Here is a 15292-nt window from a genome sequence, read left to right as displayed (position 1 = left end):
TCACGTGCTCACCTCGTCGTGGTCGTTCGCGTGCCTGTGGTCGGGGTCGACGTCGCCGGTCGGCCGCCGGTCGAGCGACCGGCGTCCTGCTGCTTGACGGCGGGACGCGCAGGCGAGGTGCGGGTCGTCGGCGCCGTGGGTGACGCCGCACCGCCCGCGGCCGGGGACTGCTTGACCGTGGGCTGTCCCGACTGCTGGGTCGGTGCCGTTGTCGGAGGCTGGGGCGGAGTCGGCTTGACGATCACGATGTCCTGCTCGGCCGCTGTCACCGCCCGTCCGGCGACGGTGCTGGCGGGCGTGTTCGGCAGTGTGCCCACGGTAAACGCGCCTGCGCCGGGCGCCCGCGTCGCCACGCCGAGCACCTTCTTGTCCGACGTCCGCACGTACGCCACCTCCGTGGCCGGCACCATGCCCATCTCCTGGGCCTTCAGGGCCAGCTGCTGGGGGGCCTGGACGTTGGCCAGGTCGGTGCGCAGCTGCTCCTCGTTGTCGGAGAGCCGGTCGGAGGTCTGCTGCAGGTTGCCCAGGGCGAACGACTGCTCCGCGCGTGCGGTGTTGAGCAGGAGCACGGCCAGCAGACCGACCGCCATCAGCAGCGCGCACACCACCCCGAAGCCCGTGTGGCTGTGCCGCACCTCCTCGCCCGTGACCACCCGCAGGCGAGCCCGGACGGGCGCCGCCGCTCGGGCCGCCGGTCGGCGTGCCGGGAGTCGCGCGGCCCGCTGGGTGGTCACCGGAGCGGTCATCTGGCTCATGAGGTTGCCTCCGTCGATCGGGTGCGTTCTGCGGCGCGCAGGCGGGCGGATGCGGCGCGGGGGTTGGTCTCGATCTCCTCGGCGGTCGGCTCCTCGCCGCCACGGGTCAGCAGTCGCAGGTACGGCGCGTGCTCGGGCAGCTCGACCGGCAGACCGGGCGGCGCGGTGCTGCGGGCGCCGGCGGCGAGGGTCTGCTTGGTGATGCGGTCCTCGAGCGAGTGGTAGGAGAGGACCGCGACGCGACCGCCCACGGCCAGCGCGCGGATCGCGTCCGGCAGCGCCGACCGCCACGCCTCGAGCTCGCGGTTGACCTCGATCCGCAGGGCCTGGAACGTCCGCTTGGCCGGATGCCCGCCGGTGCGCTGCGAGGCCGCGGGGATGGCGGACCGCAGCAGGTCGACCAGCCGCTCGGACCGGTCGAACGGCTCCCGCTCGCGCTCGCGGACGACGGCGTTCGCGATCCGCCGGGCGAACCGCTCCTCGCCGTACTCACGCAGGATGCGCTCGAGCTCGCGCGCGTCGTAGGTGTTGAGCACGTCGGCGGCCGTCGGCCCACCGGTCTGGTCCATCCGCATGTCCAGGGGGGCGTCGTGCCGGTAGGCGAACCCGCGCTCCTCCTCGTCCAGCTGGAGGGAGGAGACGCCCAGGTCGAACAGCACGGCGTCGACCTGCCGGCGGCCCTGGGCCTGCAGCACCTGCAGGATCTCGTCGTAGACCGCGCGGGCCGGGACGAACCGCTCACCGAACCCGGCCAGCCGCTCCCCCGCCAGCCGCAGCGCCTCGGTGTCCCGGTCGATGCCGATCACCGTGGCCTGCGGGCACTCGCGCAGCAGCGCCTCGGTGTGACCGCCCATGCCGAGCGTCGCGTCCACGGCCACGGAGCCGGGTGCCTGCAGGGCAGGGGCGAGCAGCGCGACGATGCGGTCGCGCAGGACGGGTACGTGCCGGTCGGCGGCGCGTCCTGGGAAGTCGGTCATGGCGGTCCTCCTCTCTGGTCTGCTGGGTGGTGGCCCGGTCCGGCTGCCAGGTCCCCCACCGCGTCCCCGTCCACTCGCTCCGGCGCCGGGGAAGGGACGTCGGGACGGATGGACGTGAGCGGGTGGAGACCTCGCAGCCGGCGCCCGGGCCGGCGCGGCGTCACAGGAGTCCGGGGATCACCTCCTCCGACTGCTCGGAGAAGGACTCCTCGGTGGCGGACAGGTACTCGTTCCAGGCCGCGGTGTCCCACAGCTCGACGCGCGCCCCGGCACCGATGACGGTGCAGTCACGGGACAGGCCGGCGTACTCGCGCAGCACGGCCGGAATGGTGACCCGGCCCTGCTTGTCCGGGATCTCGTCGGAGGCGGCGGACAGGAACACGCGCTGGAAGTCACGGACGGCCCGGCTGGTGACGGGCGTGGAGCTCATCGTGGCGATGATGCGCTCGAACTCGGCCATCGCGAACACGTACAGGCAGCGCTCCTGTCCTCGCGTGACGACCAGGCCACCGGCGAGCTCCTTGCGGAACTTCGCCGGCAGGAAGAGCCGGCCCTTGTCGTCCAGCCGCGGCGTGTGGGTACCGAGAAACATCGGCTCCCACCTCCTCCGCCACCGGCGACAGCACCACCGCTCTTCCCGTGCGCTCCACCGTACTCCACTTTGCTCCACTTGCCATCTGCCACACGCCCGTACGCGCGGTCGTACCGAGCGGCGCCCTGGGCATCACCGCAGGTCAGCGCCGGTGGGGTGCGTGGTGGTGGGAGGTGGGGCGGGTTCGGCGGCACCGGCCGGTCCGTGACGGCCGACGCCGGTCCGTCCACCCGCGGGAGCGCCTGTCCGGGGGCGCGGACCGATGCCGGTGGTGCGAAGTGGAGCGGCCGGTGGAGGGCGGAGGTCACCGGTCCCCGAGCGGGGCGTACGCGCAGCAGGGTGACGCCGCCACGGCCCTGGGTGACAATGGTGGGACCAGTCAGGTAACGATCACGCCCTCACCGGTTGATCGACCTACCTACCTCGTGCTCATCAGGCAGGATCACGGCATGCATTCAGGGCTTGAGACGGACACGCAACCGCGGCACGGGGGGACGAGCCTGGACGAGCTGAGGACGGTTGCCGGCGACATCCATCGCGCGGTCTCCTCGGTCATCGAGGGCAAGAGCGAGGTCGTCCGCACCGCGGTCACCGTCCTGCTGGCCGAGGGGCACCTGCTGATCGAGGACGTGCCGGGCGTCGGGAAGACGATGCTCGCCAAGGCGCTGGCGCGCTCGATCGACTGCCCGATGCGGCGTATCCAGTTCACCCCTGACCTGCTGCCGAGCGACATCACCGGTGTCAGCGTGTTCAACCAGGACAGTCGCACCTTCGAGTTCCGCCCGGGGGCGATCTTCGCGAACATCGTCGTCGGCGACGAGATCAACCGGGCCTCCCCCAAGACCCAGTCCGCCCTGCTGGAGTGCATGGAGGAGGGCCAGGTCACCGTCGACGGCACGACGTACGAGCTGCGCCGCCCGTTCATGGTGATGGCCACCCAGAACCCCATCGAGATGGAGGGGACGTTCCCGCTGCCGGAGGCCCAGCGCGACCGGTTCATGGCCCGCATCTCGATGGGGTACCCGACCGGAACGGCCGAGCTGGACATGCTCGACACCCACGGCGGCCGGTCGCCCCTGGAGACGCTGCGCCCGGTCACCGACGCCCCGACGGTCCAGCGGCTGGCCGAGCACGTCACCACGCTGCACGCGAGCCCGAGCCTGCGCCAGTACATCGTGGACCTGGTGGGCACGACGCGGTCCTCCTCCGCGCTGCGGCTCGGCGCCTCGCCGCGAGCGGCCCTGCAGCTGCTCCGGGCCTCGCGGGCGCACGCCGCGCTGGAGGGTCGCGACCACGTGATCCCCGAGGACGTCATGGCCCTGGTCGCTCCGGTGCTCGCCCACCGGGTGCTCCCGAGCGCCGAGACGCAGATGGCCCACCGCTCGACCGCCGACGTGCTGCAGGACCTGCTCCGGCGGGTTCCGGTCCCCACCGCTGCGCGCTGACGATGAACGAGTCACGACCCCGCACCCTGACCGGGCGGGGGCGCGCGCTGCTCACCTGCGGCGTCACTCTCGTCCTCGGCGGCATCCTGCTCGGCTTCCCGGACATCACCCGGATCGGCGTCCTGCTGGCCGTGCTCCCTCTGCTCGCGCGCCTGGTCGCACGGCGGCGTCCACCTCGGCTCAGCATCGAGCGGTCCGTCACGCCGGCACGGCTGCAGCCGGACGAGCGCGCCGAGGTCGTCGTCGACTTCGCCAACATCGGTGACCGGGCGACGCCGCTCTACCTCGCCGAGGAGCGCATCGACTACGTCCTCGGCGACCGCCCGCGCTTCCTGCTGCCGCGGATGGAGCCGGGCGCCCGGCGTCGGCTGACCTACCGCATCCGCAGCCACGTCCGCGGTCGCCACGAGCTCGGGCCGATCGCCCTGCAGCAGCAGGACCCGTTCGGTCTGACCCACGTCGACCTGATGATCCGGTCGGTCGGCGAGGTCGTCGTGCTCCCGCGGATCGAGGCCCTGGGCCACGGCCGCCCGCCGGGCTCGGGGCTCGGCAACGAGGGCGAGACGCCGCAGATGGTCGCGCTGCACGGCGAGGAGGACGTCAGCATCCGCGCCTACCACGACGGCGACGACCTGCGGAAGGTCCACTGGCCGGCGACCGCGCACCGCGGCGAGATCATGGTCCGGCAGGAGGACCGCCCCGCCCGCCGGTCCGCCGTGCTGCTGCTGGACTCCCGCCAGCAGGGTCACGCCGGCAGTGGTGGGCACAGCTCCTTCGAGTGGGCGGTCAGCGCCGTGGCGTCGGTGGCGGTCCAGCTCGGCGAGGCCGGCTACACCCTCCACCTGGCATCCCGCGAGACCTTGCTGGACGGCACGGTCGAGCAGCCGTTGTCCGCGACCGAGGTGGTGGAGCTGCTCGCCGTCGCCGAGACCGGTGACGACGTCGAGCACAGCCGGCTGGTGACGACGGCGCACGGACTCACCGAACGTGGCGGCAGCCTGGTCGCGGTGGTGACCGACCTGGACGACCGCAGCGTCACCGACCTCGCCGGCCTCCGGCAGCCCGGTACGTCGTCGCTGGCCATGGTGCTGGACGCCGCCGGGATCGCAGAGGGCCGTCGCACCACCAGCGCTCAGGCCGCCGGGCACTGTGACCTGCTCGGCTCCGCCGGCTGGCGCGTCGTGTCGGTGCCGGCGGGAGTGACGGCGCGCGCGGCCTGGCAGAGCCTCACCCGGCTCGGGTCGTTCACGGTGACGTCGTCATGAGCCGGGCCCGGCCGCTGGAGACCCTCCTCGCGGCGGTCGCCGTCCTGGTGGCCTCCTGGCCCGTGCGGACGCTGCTCATCGGCGACACCTGGATCCGCCCGGTCCTTCTCCTCCTCGCTCTCGTCGCGGTCATCGGCATGGTCGGCCGGGCGGTGGGGGCGCCCAGGTCGCTGACCGCCGCGGCCCAGCTGGTGGGTGTCCTGGGTGGCACCGCGCTGCTGCACCTGCACGACCACCTGGCGCCGTCGCAGCTGCCGGGCGCCATCGGTGACCTGTTCGTCGACGCGACCAACACCCTCTCCCGGTACGCCGCACCCGCGCCCGCCACGCCCGGGATCGTCTTCGCGCTGACCCTGATCGTGCCGCTGGTCGCCGTCCTGGTGGACCTGATGTCCGTGGGGATGCGGATGCCCGCGCTCGCCGGCATGCCCCTCCTCGCGCTCTTCCTGATGTCGACCTCCAACACGGGCGAGCCGCTGAACCCCGTCTACTTCGTCGCCCTGGCGGCCGCCTGGCTGCTGATGCTGGCCCAGGGCGGTATGCAGCTGCTGCGGCGGTGGTCCTCGACCGAGGCCTACTCCCGGACGCCCGAACGGCTCGAGGACCGGTTCGGCATCGCGGGTTACTCCTCGACCGCGCGTTGGGTGGGCGCCGGCACCGTCCTGCTCGCGATCCTGGTGCCGGCCTTCCTCCCCCACCTGCCGCCGCGATACCTCTCCGACGGGCTGGCCCGGTCCGGCTCCGGGGGTGGCAACGTCGGGGTGGTCGGGTTCTCCGACCGGCTGGACCTCGAGCAGAACCTGCGCAGCCGCAGCCAGGAGCCCGTGCTGCGGTACACCACCAGCGACCCCGACCCGCCACCGCTGCGGGCCATGTCCATGTCGATGTACGCCGGCGGCAACTGGGTGCACGACGACCCGCCGCGTGAGCGGCGAGGGACCAACAACGAGCGGCTGCCCTCCCCGGACGGCCTCGGATCTCAGCCGATCACGCTGTTCCGGACGAAGGTGTCGGCCAACGGTGTCGACTCACCGATCGTCGCCGTGCCGTGGCCGGTCAGCTCGGCCGACATGGGTGACACCAGCTGGACGTACGAGCCGAGCGCGGCGATGCCCCGCGTCTCGGACCGGCCCGACAGCTACCAGATCACCTACAGCAAGCTGGGGCCGAGCGCGCGGCCCAACGGCTCCCATGCCTCCGCGCCCGCAGTGCCGTCCAACACCCTGCGCGTGGATCCGCTGTCGGCCGACCGGGTGCAGCAGACCGCGGACGGCATCGTGCGCAGCAACGACAGTGACTTCACCAAGGCGATCAAGATCCAGGACTGGCTGCGCGACCCATCGCGCTTCACCTACTCGCTGACGCTGAAACCCACTCAGGTCGTCAACGGGGCACCGCTGGACCCGATCAGCAACTTCCTGGTCACCCGTCAGGGGTACTGCACGCAGTTCGCCACCGCGATGGTGATGCTCGCGCGCAGCCAGGACATCCCAGCGCGGCTCGCCGTCGGGTTCCTCCCGGGAACGGCCGACGGGCAGAGCTACCAGGTGCGTCAGTCGGACGCGCACGCCTGGCCCGAGCTGTACTTCCCCGGCCTGGGCTGGACGCGGTTCGAGCCGACCCCGGGGGTCCGGGCCGGCACGGTGCCCGAGTACGCCGGCGGCAGCAGCAGCACGTCCGGCCCCGGCGCCGGGCGCGAGTCCCAGGAGGCGACCGACACCCGCACCTCGACCGCGCCCCCGACGCCCACGGCCCCGTCGGCGGACACCCGGCAGACCGGTGGCGGCGCGTCCGAGCAGTCCTGGCTCAGCAGCTCGACGACGTGGTGGACGCTGCTGGTCCTGGTCGTCGGCGCCCTGGGGGCCCTCGTGGTTCCGGTGGCCGCGCGCTGGCGCCGGGAGCAGCCGCTGCGGCGCGCCCAGGACGGTCGCGAGCACGTCGAGGGCGAGTGGCACGCCCTTCAGTCCCGGCTCGAGGACCTGGGCGTCGCACCGCCCGCGGGGCGGACGCCGCGCCAGGCCGAGCAGCACTACCGCCAGCACGCCACCCTCGGCGGCGAGGGCAGGGCCGCCCTGCACCGGGCCGTCCGCACCCTCGAGGCATCGCGGTACGCCGCACCGACCACCTCGCCCGAGACGCTGGAGCAGGACGCCGACCGCATCCTGCGCGACGTCCGAGGGAACGCGTCGTGGTCGGTGCGGACGGCCGCGCTGCTCGCGCCGCGGACGGGACGACTGGCCGTGCGGTCCGGCCTGCGCGCGGTCCTGTCCGCTCCGGGTCGATGGTTCGACCGGCGGGGCCGGTCGGGCGGCTGAGCTCGCAGCCGAGAACGACGAAGCCGGGCGGACCCCCGATGGGGTCGCCCGGCTTCGTCGTTCTCGGCTCAGTCCAGGTAGTCGCGCAGGACCTGTGAGCGGCTCGGGTGGCGCAGCTTGCTCATCGTCTTGGACTCGATCTGGCGGATCCGCTCGCGCGTGACGCCGTAGACCTTGCCGATCTCGTCCAGCGTCTTCGGCTGACCGTCGGTGAGCCCGAAGCGCATCGAGACGACACCCGCCTCGCGCTCGGACAGCGTGTCCAGGACCGAGTGCAGCTGCTCCTGCAGGAGGGTGAAGCTGACCGCGTCGGCCGGGACGACCGCCTCGGAGTCCTCGATGAGGTCACCGAACTCGCTGTCGCCGTCCTCGCCGAGCGGGGTGTGCAGCGAGATCGGCTCGCGGCCGTACTTCTGGACCTCGACGACCTTCTCAGGCGTCATGTCGAGCTCCTTGGCCAGCTCCTCCGGCGTGGGTTCGCGACCGAGGTCCTGCAGCATCTGCCGCTGCACGCGCGCCAGCTTGTTGATGACCTCGACCATGTGCACCGGGATACGGATGGTGCGGGCCTGGTCGGCCATGGCGCGGGTGATCGCCTGACGGATCCACCAGGTGGCGTACGTCGAGAACTTGTAGCCCTTGGTGTAGTCGAACTTCTCGACCGCGCGGATCAGACCGAGGTTGCCCTCCTGGATGAGGTCCAGGAAGAGCATGCCGCGGCCGGTGTAGCGCTTGGCGAGCGAGACGACCAGCCGCAGGTTGGCCTCGAGCAGGTGGTTCTTGGCCTTCTTGCCGTCCTGCGCGATCCACCACAGCTCGCGCTTGAGCTTCATCTCGATCTTGTCGCCGGAGTTCAGCTTCTCCTCGGCGAACAGGCCGGCCTCGATCCGCTTGGCGAGCTCGACCTCCTGCTCGGCGTTGAGCAGGGCGACCTTGCCGATCTGCTTGAGGTAGTCCTTGACCGGGTCCGCGGTGGCGCCGGCCGTGACGACCTGCTGCGCGGGGGCGTCGGCGTCGTCGTCCTGGCGCAGCACGAAGCCGCCGGACTCGGTGACCGCCTCGGTGGCGCCCGGCGCCGAGGCGGTGTCGGTGGCCTCGTCCTCGGCCTCCTCGCCCTCGACGGTGGTCTCCGTCTCGGTCGTGGTGGCGGCCGCCTTCTTGGCCGCGGCGCGCTTGGCCGTCGCGGGGCCGGTCGTCGACGCGGTGGCGCCGGTCGCCGCCTTCTTCGCGGCGGTGCGCGTGGTCGTCGCCTTGGCCGCGGTCTTCTTGGCGGGTGCGGCGGCGGACTTCGCGGCTGCCTTCTTGGCGGGCTTGGCCTCGGCGGCGGTCGCCTTCGGGGCGGCCTTCTTGGTCGTCCGCGCGGCCTTCTTGCGGGTCGCGGTCGCCGCGACGGCACGCTGAGCCGTGTCGGGGTCGAGGGTCACGCTCACGCCGTGCTGCTCCAGCGCGCGCAGCACGACCTTCATCCGCTTCGGCTCGATCTCGGCCGTCTCGAGTGCGTGCTTGAGCGCGATGCTGTCGACAGAACCACTGGCCTGACCCACTCGCATCAGGTCCTGCAGCGCAGGATGTGCGAACTCGGCCGGCAGAGCTGGGGCCGCGGTCTCAGCTGAGGTCTTCGACACTGGTGTCAACGGGCTACCTTCCGGGATACGTACGGTGATGTCCGCCTGGGATCTGCAGGCATCACGACAAGGGCCGTCGACGAGCGACGGCGACCTGGGGGGCGGGGCGGAGTGGCGCTCTGAGGCGCCGGAGTGGCGGCTCCGGCGAGCATTCCACCACCATTATAAAACCCACCGCGGGTCTGTTATGACCAACTCGGCTCGGGCGCGCCGCATTCCTGCAGATCAGGGCGCTTTCACGGCCAGGACGGGACAGCCGGCGTCGAGCAGGATCCGCTGCGCGTTCGAGCCGAGGATGAGCTTGCCGACCGGGGTCCGGCGGCGCAGCCCGATCACGATGAGCTCGGCGTCGACCTCCTCGGCCGCCGTGATGATGTCCTCGGCGGGGTCGGCGTCGTGGGTCAGTGAGCGCAGCTCGACCTCGACCCCGTCGGCCCGCGCCTGCTCGAGGACCTGGGTGAGCACGGGCTCGTCCGAGGAGCCGCCGCGAGAGTCCACGACGAGAAGCCGGGTCCGGCGAGCGGCCGCCTCCTTGACCCCTCGGTCGAGCGCGGCCTGGCCCTCACGCGTCGCGACGTATCCGACCACCACTGTCACCGGGGACCTCCTCGTCCTGCAGCGACCTTCCCGGTCGCCGGGATGCCGACGCTACCGGACGACGCCCGTCGCGGGCGTCTCGTCGGACAGGGCGTCGCGCAGGACCGCGCTCACCCGCTCGGTCTCGATGAGGAAGCCGTCGTGTCCGTGCGGTGAGGCAACGACCTGGACCGACCCACGGCCGTGCGCGCGGACCAGCGCCTCGGACAGCTCGACGGGGAAGAGCCGGTCGGAGTCGACCGCGACGACGTGCAGGTCGCCGTCGAACCTCTCGAGGGCCGCCGCCGCACCACCGCGGCCGCGGCCGATGTCGTGCGTGGCCATCGCCCTGGTCAGCACGACGTACGTGCCGGCGTCGAACCGACCGACCAGCTTGGCCGCATGGTGGTCGAGGTAGCCCTCGACCGAGAAGCGGCCACCGCGCAACGGGTCCTCACCGTCCTGGCCGGCGGTGCCGAACCGGCTGTCCAGCTCGGGTGCGCTGCGGTAGGTGGTGTGCGCGATCCGGCGGGCGAGCCCGAGGCCGTGCGACGGCGTCACCCCCTGGTCGTAGTAGTCGCCGCCGCGGTAGTCCGGGTCCCCCGTGACGGCGAGGACCTGCGCCTGGCCCCAGGCGATCTGGTCTGCCGACGCGGCCGCGGTGCTCGCCACGACCGCAGCGGCCCGCACCCGGTCGGGGAAGGTGGCGGCCCACTCGACCGCGCGCATGCCGCCCATCGATCCGCCGACCACCAGGCGCCACCGGTCGACGCCGAGGAGGTCAGCGACCTGCGCCTCGACGCGGACCTGGTCCCGGATGCTCACCTGCGGGAAGCGCGAGCCCCAGGGCCGGCCGTCGGGTGCCGTCGAGCCGGGACCGGTGGTCCCTCGGCAGCCGCCGAGCACGTTGGTCGCGACGACGAAGTAGCGATCGGTGTCGATGGCGCACCCGGGGCCCACGACGCCGTCCCACCACCCGGCGGTCGGCTGTCCGGGACCGGCGGGACCGGTGACGTGGGCGTCACCGGTCAGGGCGTGCTCGACGAGCACGGCGTTGGACCCGTCCGGCGCCGACGTCCCCCAGGTCTGGACAGCGACGGTCACCGCTGGCAGCGATGTCCCGCTGTCCAGGTCGATGCCGGGCAGGCGTACTCCGAACGCCTGCGGGTTGAACGAGGGCGACAGGTCGACCTGGCGCGGGTGGCGCGGCAGCGTGGCGCCGTGCGGCTGGCTCAGGACGGTCAACGGCATCTCCCGGGTCAGGGGCCATCCGGTGAGCTGACCCCGCGCTTGTCGGACACCTCGTCCGACCCTGTCCTCACCCGGGGCACCCCACCGCGGTTGGAGGGTTGCCGCTCAGCAAGCCGGGGCTTGACGCTGAGACTCTTGACCGCGCTGACGGTAGCAAGGCGGGCCAGGTCACGCCCAATCTCATGAGGCGGTCTCTCGGGGTGTGGGACGCATGTCCTCGGGGCGCAGCCCGTGGCTGATCACCTGGAGCAGCAGCGCAGCCATCCGCGCCCGGCCCGGTCGGACCTGCACGGCGATCTCCAGCGCGGTGGTGGCCAGCGCCCCCTGGCCGTGGACCCAGCACCAGTAGCCGAGCAGCGTGGCCGTGCCGTCGGCCCACTCCCGCGGTGTGCAGGCGACAAGCTGCTGCAGCCGCCGGGTCACCCTGATGACCTGCGTGTCGTGCTCGTGGTCCTGCGGCCCGAGGGAGGTCCGCCAGCGCGGCAGACCGAGGCGGTCGTCGAGTGCGGTGACCAGCCGGGGCACCTGCGCCGGAAAGCTGAGGGTCCCGGGAACCAGCCAGCCGAGGATGTCGTCACGCCGGACGGGATCGCGCAACGCGTCCATCGCCGTGAGCAGAACGGCGGCCGGCAGGTCGTGCACCGCCGGGGCGTCGTCACCGACGTCCAGCACGGCCGCCCACGCAGCAGCGACATCCACCTCGCCGAGGGTGTCCGGCCGACCGCGGCTCATGCTGCGTACGGCCTGCACGACCAACGGTCTGCTCGTCTGCAGGCTGGCGACGAGCTCGGCACGATCGAGGTACGGGTGCACCTCTCGCAGCACCTGCTCCGCCACCGCCGGAACCCGGTCCGGTGAGGGCACCGCGGACCGCACGCCGAGGCGGCATCCGCCGCACACGCACCGCGTCGCCCGCCAGCCCCCGTCGTCCACGAGGAGGTGGTGGCCCGGCTCGGCGCCGGTGGTCTCGGACAGCCGGACCGAGATCCGGTCCAGCAGCGGGTGGGCAGGTCGGCCACCGGCGTACCCGATCAGGTCGAACCGTTCCAGCGACGCACGGCGCAGCTGGGTCACGACCTGTCTCGCGACCTCCTCGTCGTCCTTCGGATCAGGCGGGATGTCGACCCGGGAGACCGGCCCGATCCCGTCCGGGCCGCTGCCGATGACCACGACGGACGCCCGGGGGACGAAGCCCAGCAGGTACGGGATATAGGCGACCAGCTCTCCGAGGCCGCGCAGCTTGTGCGTCATGCCCCGAGCGTCCGGCTGGCAGCGTGCTCAGCGCCACGCCGTGCCGCTCGCGGTGGACAGCCCGGAGCTGTCGGTGGGGATGTGGAGGGCTCAGCGCACGGTCTCGCCGCGCACGGTGCGCTCGCGGGCCTTCTCCCAGGCCAGGAAGTCGTCGGTGTCGCGGACGAGCGCGGCTGCGAACCACGCCAGGACGACGGCGTCGTCCGCGAGACCGACGACCGACAGCACGGCCTCCGGCAGCAGGTCGACCGGCGACACCACGTACGCGGCCGCGGCCGCCAGCGCGGCGAGGTGCGCGGGCGTGCACCCGTCGTACTGCCCGGACAGCGAGGCACGCACCAGGCGCGGTACCGCGCTCATCCGGGTCGCCAGGCTCGGTGCGCCGGGTGCGCTGGCCGTGCGCACCGCGGCCGACAGCTGACGTAGACCGGTCCATCGGACGGGACGAGGTGTGGGCATGTGACCCTCCTTCACGCTCGGTCGGGTGACCGGCGGTGACTGGTGGAACGATCCGGGAGCGCCGGCGATTCCGGCCGGTCAGGCCTTCGGCGGGAACTCCCGTCGTGCGCCCGCCGCGATCTTGTTGAACAGGTAGACGTCCAGCCCGGCACCGACGACCCCGCCCGCCAGCGGGATCCCCTTACCCATCTTCGAGAAGGCCTTGCGACCGACCTGGCTGATGAGGCGGAAGCCGACGGCCTTGTTGACGACCATGAGCGCGGGGCCGGGCAGCCGCTGCGCGGCGAGGTTCGCCAGCCGTCCGGTGCTCACCACGCCCGCCTTCTTCAGCAGGTCGTCCGCCTCCGCGCCGATCAGCGTGAGCAGGACGGCGGAGCGGATCTCGTGCTGGTCGATGTCGTGCCCACGCAGGTGTGCGATCGCGGCGGTCGTGCGGGTCGCGAGGACGTAGAACTCGAACACGTTGGCAGGAAGGGCGACCGGCATGGTGACGAAGCCGCCGAGCCCGGTGATGAACCCACCGCCCGCGACCAGTCGGCGGTGGTCCCCGACGACCTCGTCGATCGCCTGTTCCACATTGCCCTGGTGCTTGGCGCGAGCCGCGTCGGCGACAGCGCGCGCGGACTTGAATCCCGCTCTCCCGTCGAACCCGACGTCGAGCAGACGCTCGGCCAGGTTGGTCGCGGTCGTCGCGAGTGGGCCGTCGTCGACCTTGGCCGGCGCGGTCTGGACGGGCTTCTTCTTACCTAGTCCGAACATGGCGGTCATCCTGCCAGGCGCGCGCGCCGCAACCGTGCCGGTTCGGACCACGGGCGCCCCACGGCCCTCCTGCTGCGGCGGCGTACGGTGGCGCCATGCCTGCTCCTCGCGACGAGAACCCTGCCTTCGCCGAGTACGCCCACCCCGAGCGTCTGGTCAGCACCCAGTGGCTCGCCGACCGGCTCGAGGACGGTACGGGCGACCTGGTCGTGCTGGAGTCGGACGAGGACGTCCTGCTGTACGACACCGGCCACATCCCCGGTGCGCTCAAGCTCGACTGGCACACCGACCTCAACGACCCGGTGACTCGGGACTACGTCGACGGCGAGCGGTTCGCCACGGTGATGTCCGAGCGCGGCATCGGCCGGGACACCACCGTCGTCGTCTACGGCGACAAGAGCAACTGGTGGGCCGCGTACGCGCTGTGGGTGCTCGAGCTCTTCGGCCACCCCGACGTCCGGCTGCTGGACGGCGGCCGGGCCGCTTGGGAGGCGGAGGGCCGCGAGCTCACCCGGGACGTCCCCACCGTCACCCCGGCCGACTACCCCGTCGTCCAGCGCGAGGACTCCGGTATCCGCGCCTTCCGGGACGACGTCCTGGACCACCTCGGCAAGCCCCTGGTCGACGTCCGGTCCCCCGGCGAGTACTCCGGTGAGCTGCTGCACATGCCCGACTACCCGCAGGAGGGGTCGGTCCGCGGCGGGCACATCCCCGGCGCGAAGTCGGTGCCGTGGGCGCGCGCGGCCCGCGAGGACGGCCGGTTCCGGCCCCGCGCGGAGCTCGCCGCCATCTACGAGCAGGAGCAGGGCCTGTCCACGGGCGACGAGGTCGTCGCGTACTGCCGCATCGGCGAGAGGTCCTCCCACACCTGGTTCGTCCTCACCCACCTGCTCGGGTTCGAGCACGTCCGCAACTACGACGGCTCCTGGACCGAGTGGGGCAACTCGGTGCGCGTCCCCGTCGAGCAGGGGGCTCCGACCGCGTGACCGACCTCCCCGCCCCCCTCCTGGAGCTGATCGACGACTTCGAGGCCGTCGGCCCCAAGGACCGGCTGCAGCTGCTGCTCGAGCTCAGCGACGAGCTGCCCGAGCTCCCCGACCGGTACGCCGACGCCGACCTGGAGCAGGTCCACGAGTGCCAGTCGCCGCTCTTCCTCACCGTCGAGGTGGGTGACGGGCCGGACGCTCCCGTCTCGCTGTTCTTCAAGGCGCCGCGGGAGGCGCCGACGACCCGCGGCTTCGCCGGGATCCTGCACGCCGGTCTCGACGGTCAGTCCGCCGAGACCGTGCTGGCGGTCCCCGACGACGTGGTCTTCCGATTCGGCCTCGCGGAGGCGGTCTCGCCCCTCAGAATGCGGGGCATGGTGGCCATGCTCGCCAGGATCAAACGACAGATCCGTGACAGGGTGACCGTGTGACGTCTCGGCCCTCTTCCATGCGTTAGGTTTCGCCCATGTCCAGTACTTCCAGCAAGACCAGGCTCGGTATCGCCGGAGCGCTGGTTCTCCTCGGCCTGATCCTGCTGATCGTCGGCCTGCTCTCCGGCGGTTCGGTCAAGCTCCAGGGCTTCAACAACGGTCAGCAGATCAACGCCAAGGACGCGGGTTTCTCGGTGTTCAGCCCCGACCAGTCGGCACGGTCGGCGGTGACCTGCCAGGCCGACCAGGGTGGCCAGAAGTCGACGCTGGACCGCCCGTCCAACGACTTCTCGATCAGCGCCGACGGCACGAAGTACTGGGAGATCGCGCGCAGCACCGACGGGATGAAGTCGGGTACGTACACCGTCACGTGCAGCGGCAAGGACGGCGTGCAGACCTTCGCGGGCGCCAAGGAGGGCAAGGCCGGCGGTGGCGCACTGCGTCTGCTCGGTCTGATCCTCGGCCCGATCCTGCTGCTGGCCGGTCTCGCTCTCGCGGCGATCTCGCTGATGCGCAAGAAGTCGGCCACGGGCGACCAGCAGAACGCGTACAACCAGCAGGGCGCGTACGGCCAGCAGGGTGGCTACAACCAGGGCCAGAGCGGT

The 15292-nt window shown here is 72.2% G+C and carries 15 protein-coding genes and 1 riboswitch; of the genes, 6 read left to right on the top strand and 9 right to left on the bottom strand.

Features of this window, described 5'->3' with window-relative positions:
* Positions 1–8: 8 nt before the first annotated feature.
* The 3 genes from P4R38_RS08290 to mraZ form a co-directional block, all read right to left on the bottom strand.
* Entirely contained in the window at positions 9–755 is a 747-nt protein-coding gene (locus tag P4R38_RS08290; protein ID WP_275239042.1) for a hypothetical protein, read from the bottom strand.
* Positions 752–1732 (bottom strand): 16S rRNA (cytosine(1402)-N(4))-methyltransferase RsmH, encoded by a 981-nt coding sequence (gene rsmH / locus P4R38_RS08285; RefSeq protein WP_275239043.1) that lies wholly within the window; start codon positions 1730–1732, stop codon positions 752–754. Before rsmH ends, P4R38_RS08290 begins: the two co-directional genes overlap by 4 nt.
* 160 nt (positions 1733–1892) lie before the next feature.
* The gene (gene mraZ, locus P4R38_RS08280) at positions 1893–2324 is read right to left on the bottom strand and encodes a division/cell wall cluster transcriptional repressor MraZ (protein ID WP_275239044.1); all 432 of its coding nucleotides are present in this window, start codon (positions 2322–2324) and stop codon (positions 1893–1895) included.
* 449 nt (positions 2325–2773) lie between these two features.
* Here mraZ and P4R38_RS08275 point away from each other — a divergent pair, with 449 nt between their 5' ends.
* Genes P4R38_RS08275 through P4R38_RS08265 form a run of 3 tightly spaced genes read left to right on the top strand, consistent with a single transcriptional unit; the run spans position 2774 to position 7349 of the window.
* The gene (locus tag P4R38_RS08275; protein ID WP_277191845.1) at positions 2774–3769 is read left to right on the top strand and encodes an AAA family ATPase; all 996 of its coding nucleotides are present in this window, start codon (positions 2774–2776) and stop codon (positions 3767–3769) included.
* A gap of 2 nt (positions 3770–3771) precedes the next feature.
* Positions 3772–5034, top strand: coding sequence for a DUF58 domain-containing protein (locus P4R38_RS08270; RefSeq protein WP_277191844.1), 1263 nt, complete (start codon positions 3772–3774; stop codon positions 5032–5034).
* Positions 5031–7349 carry a transglutaminase TgpA family protein gene (locus P4R38_RS08265; RefSeq protein ID WP_277191843.1) on the top strand — a complete coding sequence of 773 codons (2319 nt, stop codon included), beginning with the start codon at positions 5031–5033 and terminating at the stop codon, positions 7347–7349. Before P4R38_RS08270 ends, P4R38_RS08265 begins: the two co-directional genes overlap by 4 nt.
* 68 nt (positions 7350–7417) lie before the next feature.
* On the opposite strand, the gene P4R38_RS08260 is transcribed toward P4R38_RS08265, so the two are convergent.
* The 6 genes from P4R38_RS08260 to P4R38_RS08235 form a co-directional block, all read right to left on the bottom strand.
* Complete coding sequence (locus P4R38_RS08260) at positions 7418–8899, bottom strand: RNA polymerase sigma factor (protein ID WP_277191842.1); 1482 nt, start codon at positions 8897–8899, stop codon at positions 7418–7420.
* A 300-nt stretch (positions 8900–9199) separates the two neighbouring features.
* Positions 9200–9571 carry a universal stress protein gene (locus P4R38_RS08255; protein WP_275239049.1) on the bottom strand — a complete coding sequence of 124 codons (372 nt, stop codon included), beginning with the start codon at positions 9569–9571 and terminating at the stop codon, positions 9200–9202.
* Positions 9572–9622: 51 nt separating this feature from the next.
* Positions 9623–10801: a homoserine O-acetyltransferase MetX gene (gene metX, locus P4R38_RS08250; protein ID WP_409201251.1), complete on the bottom strand. Its 1179-nt coding sequence runs from the start codon at positions 10799–10801 to the stop codon at positions 9623–9625.
* Between the two features lie 30 nt (positions 10802–10831).
* A riboswitch (SAM riboswitch) is annotated at positions 10832–10942 on the bottom strand.
* 39 nt (positions 10943–10981) lie between these two features.
* Positions 10982–12052, bottom strand: a complete 1071-nt coding sequence (locus tag P4R38_RS08245; RefSeq protein ID WP_277191841.1) for a DUF4192 domain-containing protein — start codon at positions 12050–12052, stop codon at positions 10982–10984.
* A 90-nt stretch (positions 12053–12142) separates the two neighbouring features.
* Complete coding sequence (locus P4R38_RS08240; RefSeq protein ID WP_277191840.1) at positions 12143–12511, bottom strand: YkvA family protein; 369 nt, start codon at positions 12509–12511, stop codon at positions 12143–12145.
* Between the two features lie 78 nt (positions 12512–12589).
* Entirely contained in the window at positions 12590–13270 is a 681-nt protein-coding gene (locus P4R38_RS08235) for an EcsC family protein (protein WP_275239052.1), read from the bottom strand.
* 95 nt (positions 13271–13365) lie between these two features.
* On the opposite strand from P4R38_RS08235, the gene P4R38_RS08230 reads away from it, so the two are divergent.
* From P4R38_RS08230 to P4R38_RS08220, 3 genes are all read left to right on the top strand, one after another.
* A complete protein-coding gene (locus P4R38_RS08230) occupies positions 13366–14256 on the top strand; it encodes a sulfurtransferase (protein ID WP_277191839.1) in 891 nt (296 codons plus the stop codon).
* Entirely contained in the window at positions 14253–14687 is a 435-nt protein-coding gene (locus P4R38_RS08225; protein WP_275239054.1) for a SufE family protein, read from the top strand. The genes P4R38_RS08230 and P4R38_RS08225 overlap by 4 nt, the downstream gene beginning before the upstream one ends.
* Before the next feature lie 35 nt (positions 14688–14722).
* Positions 14723–15292 (top strand): hypothetical protein (locus tag P4R38_RS08220; protein WP_277191838.1); only part of this gene is annotated, 570 nt, incomplete at its 3' end.

This window comes from Luteipulveratus flavus (assembly GCF_029439465.1).
In the GTDB taxonomy this organism is placed as follows: Bacteria; Actinomycetota; Actinomycetes; order Actinomycetales; family Dermatophilaceae; genus Luteipulveratus; species Luteipulveratus flavus.
Note: the sequence above shows the minus strand (reverse complement) of the source record. Positions and strands in the feature narration are given on the sequence as shown.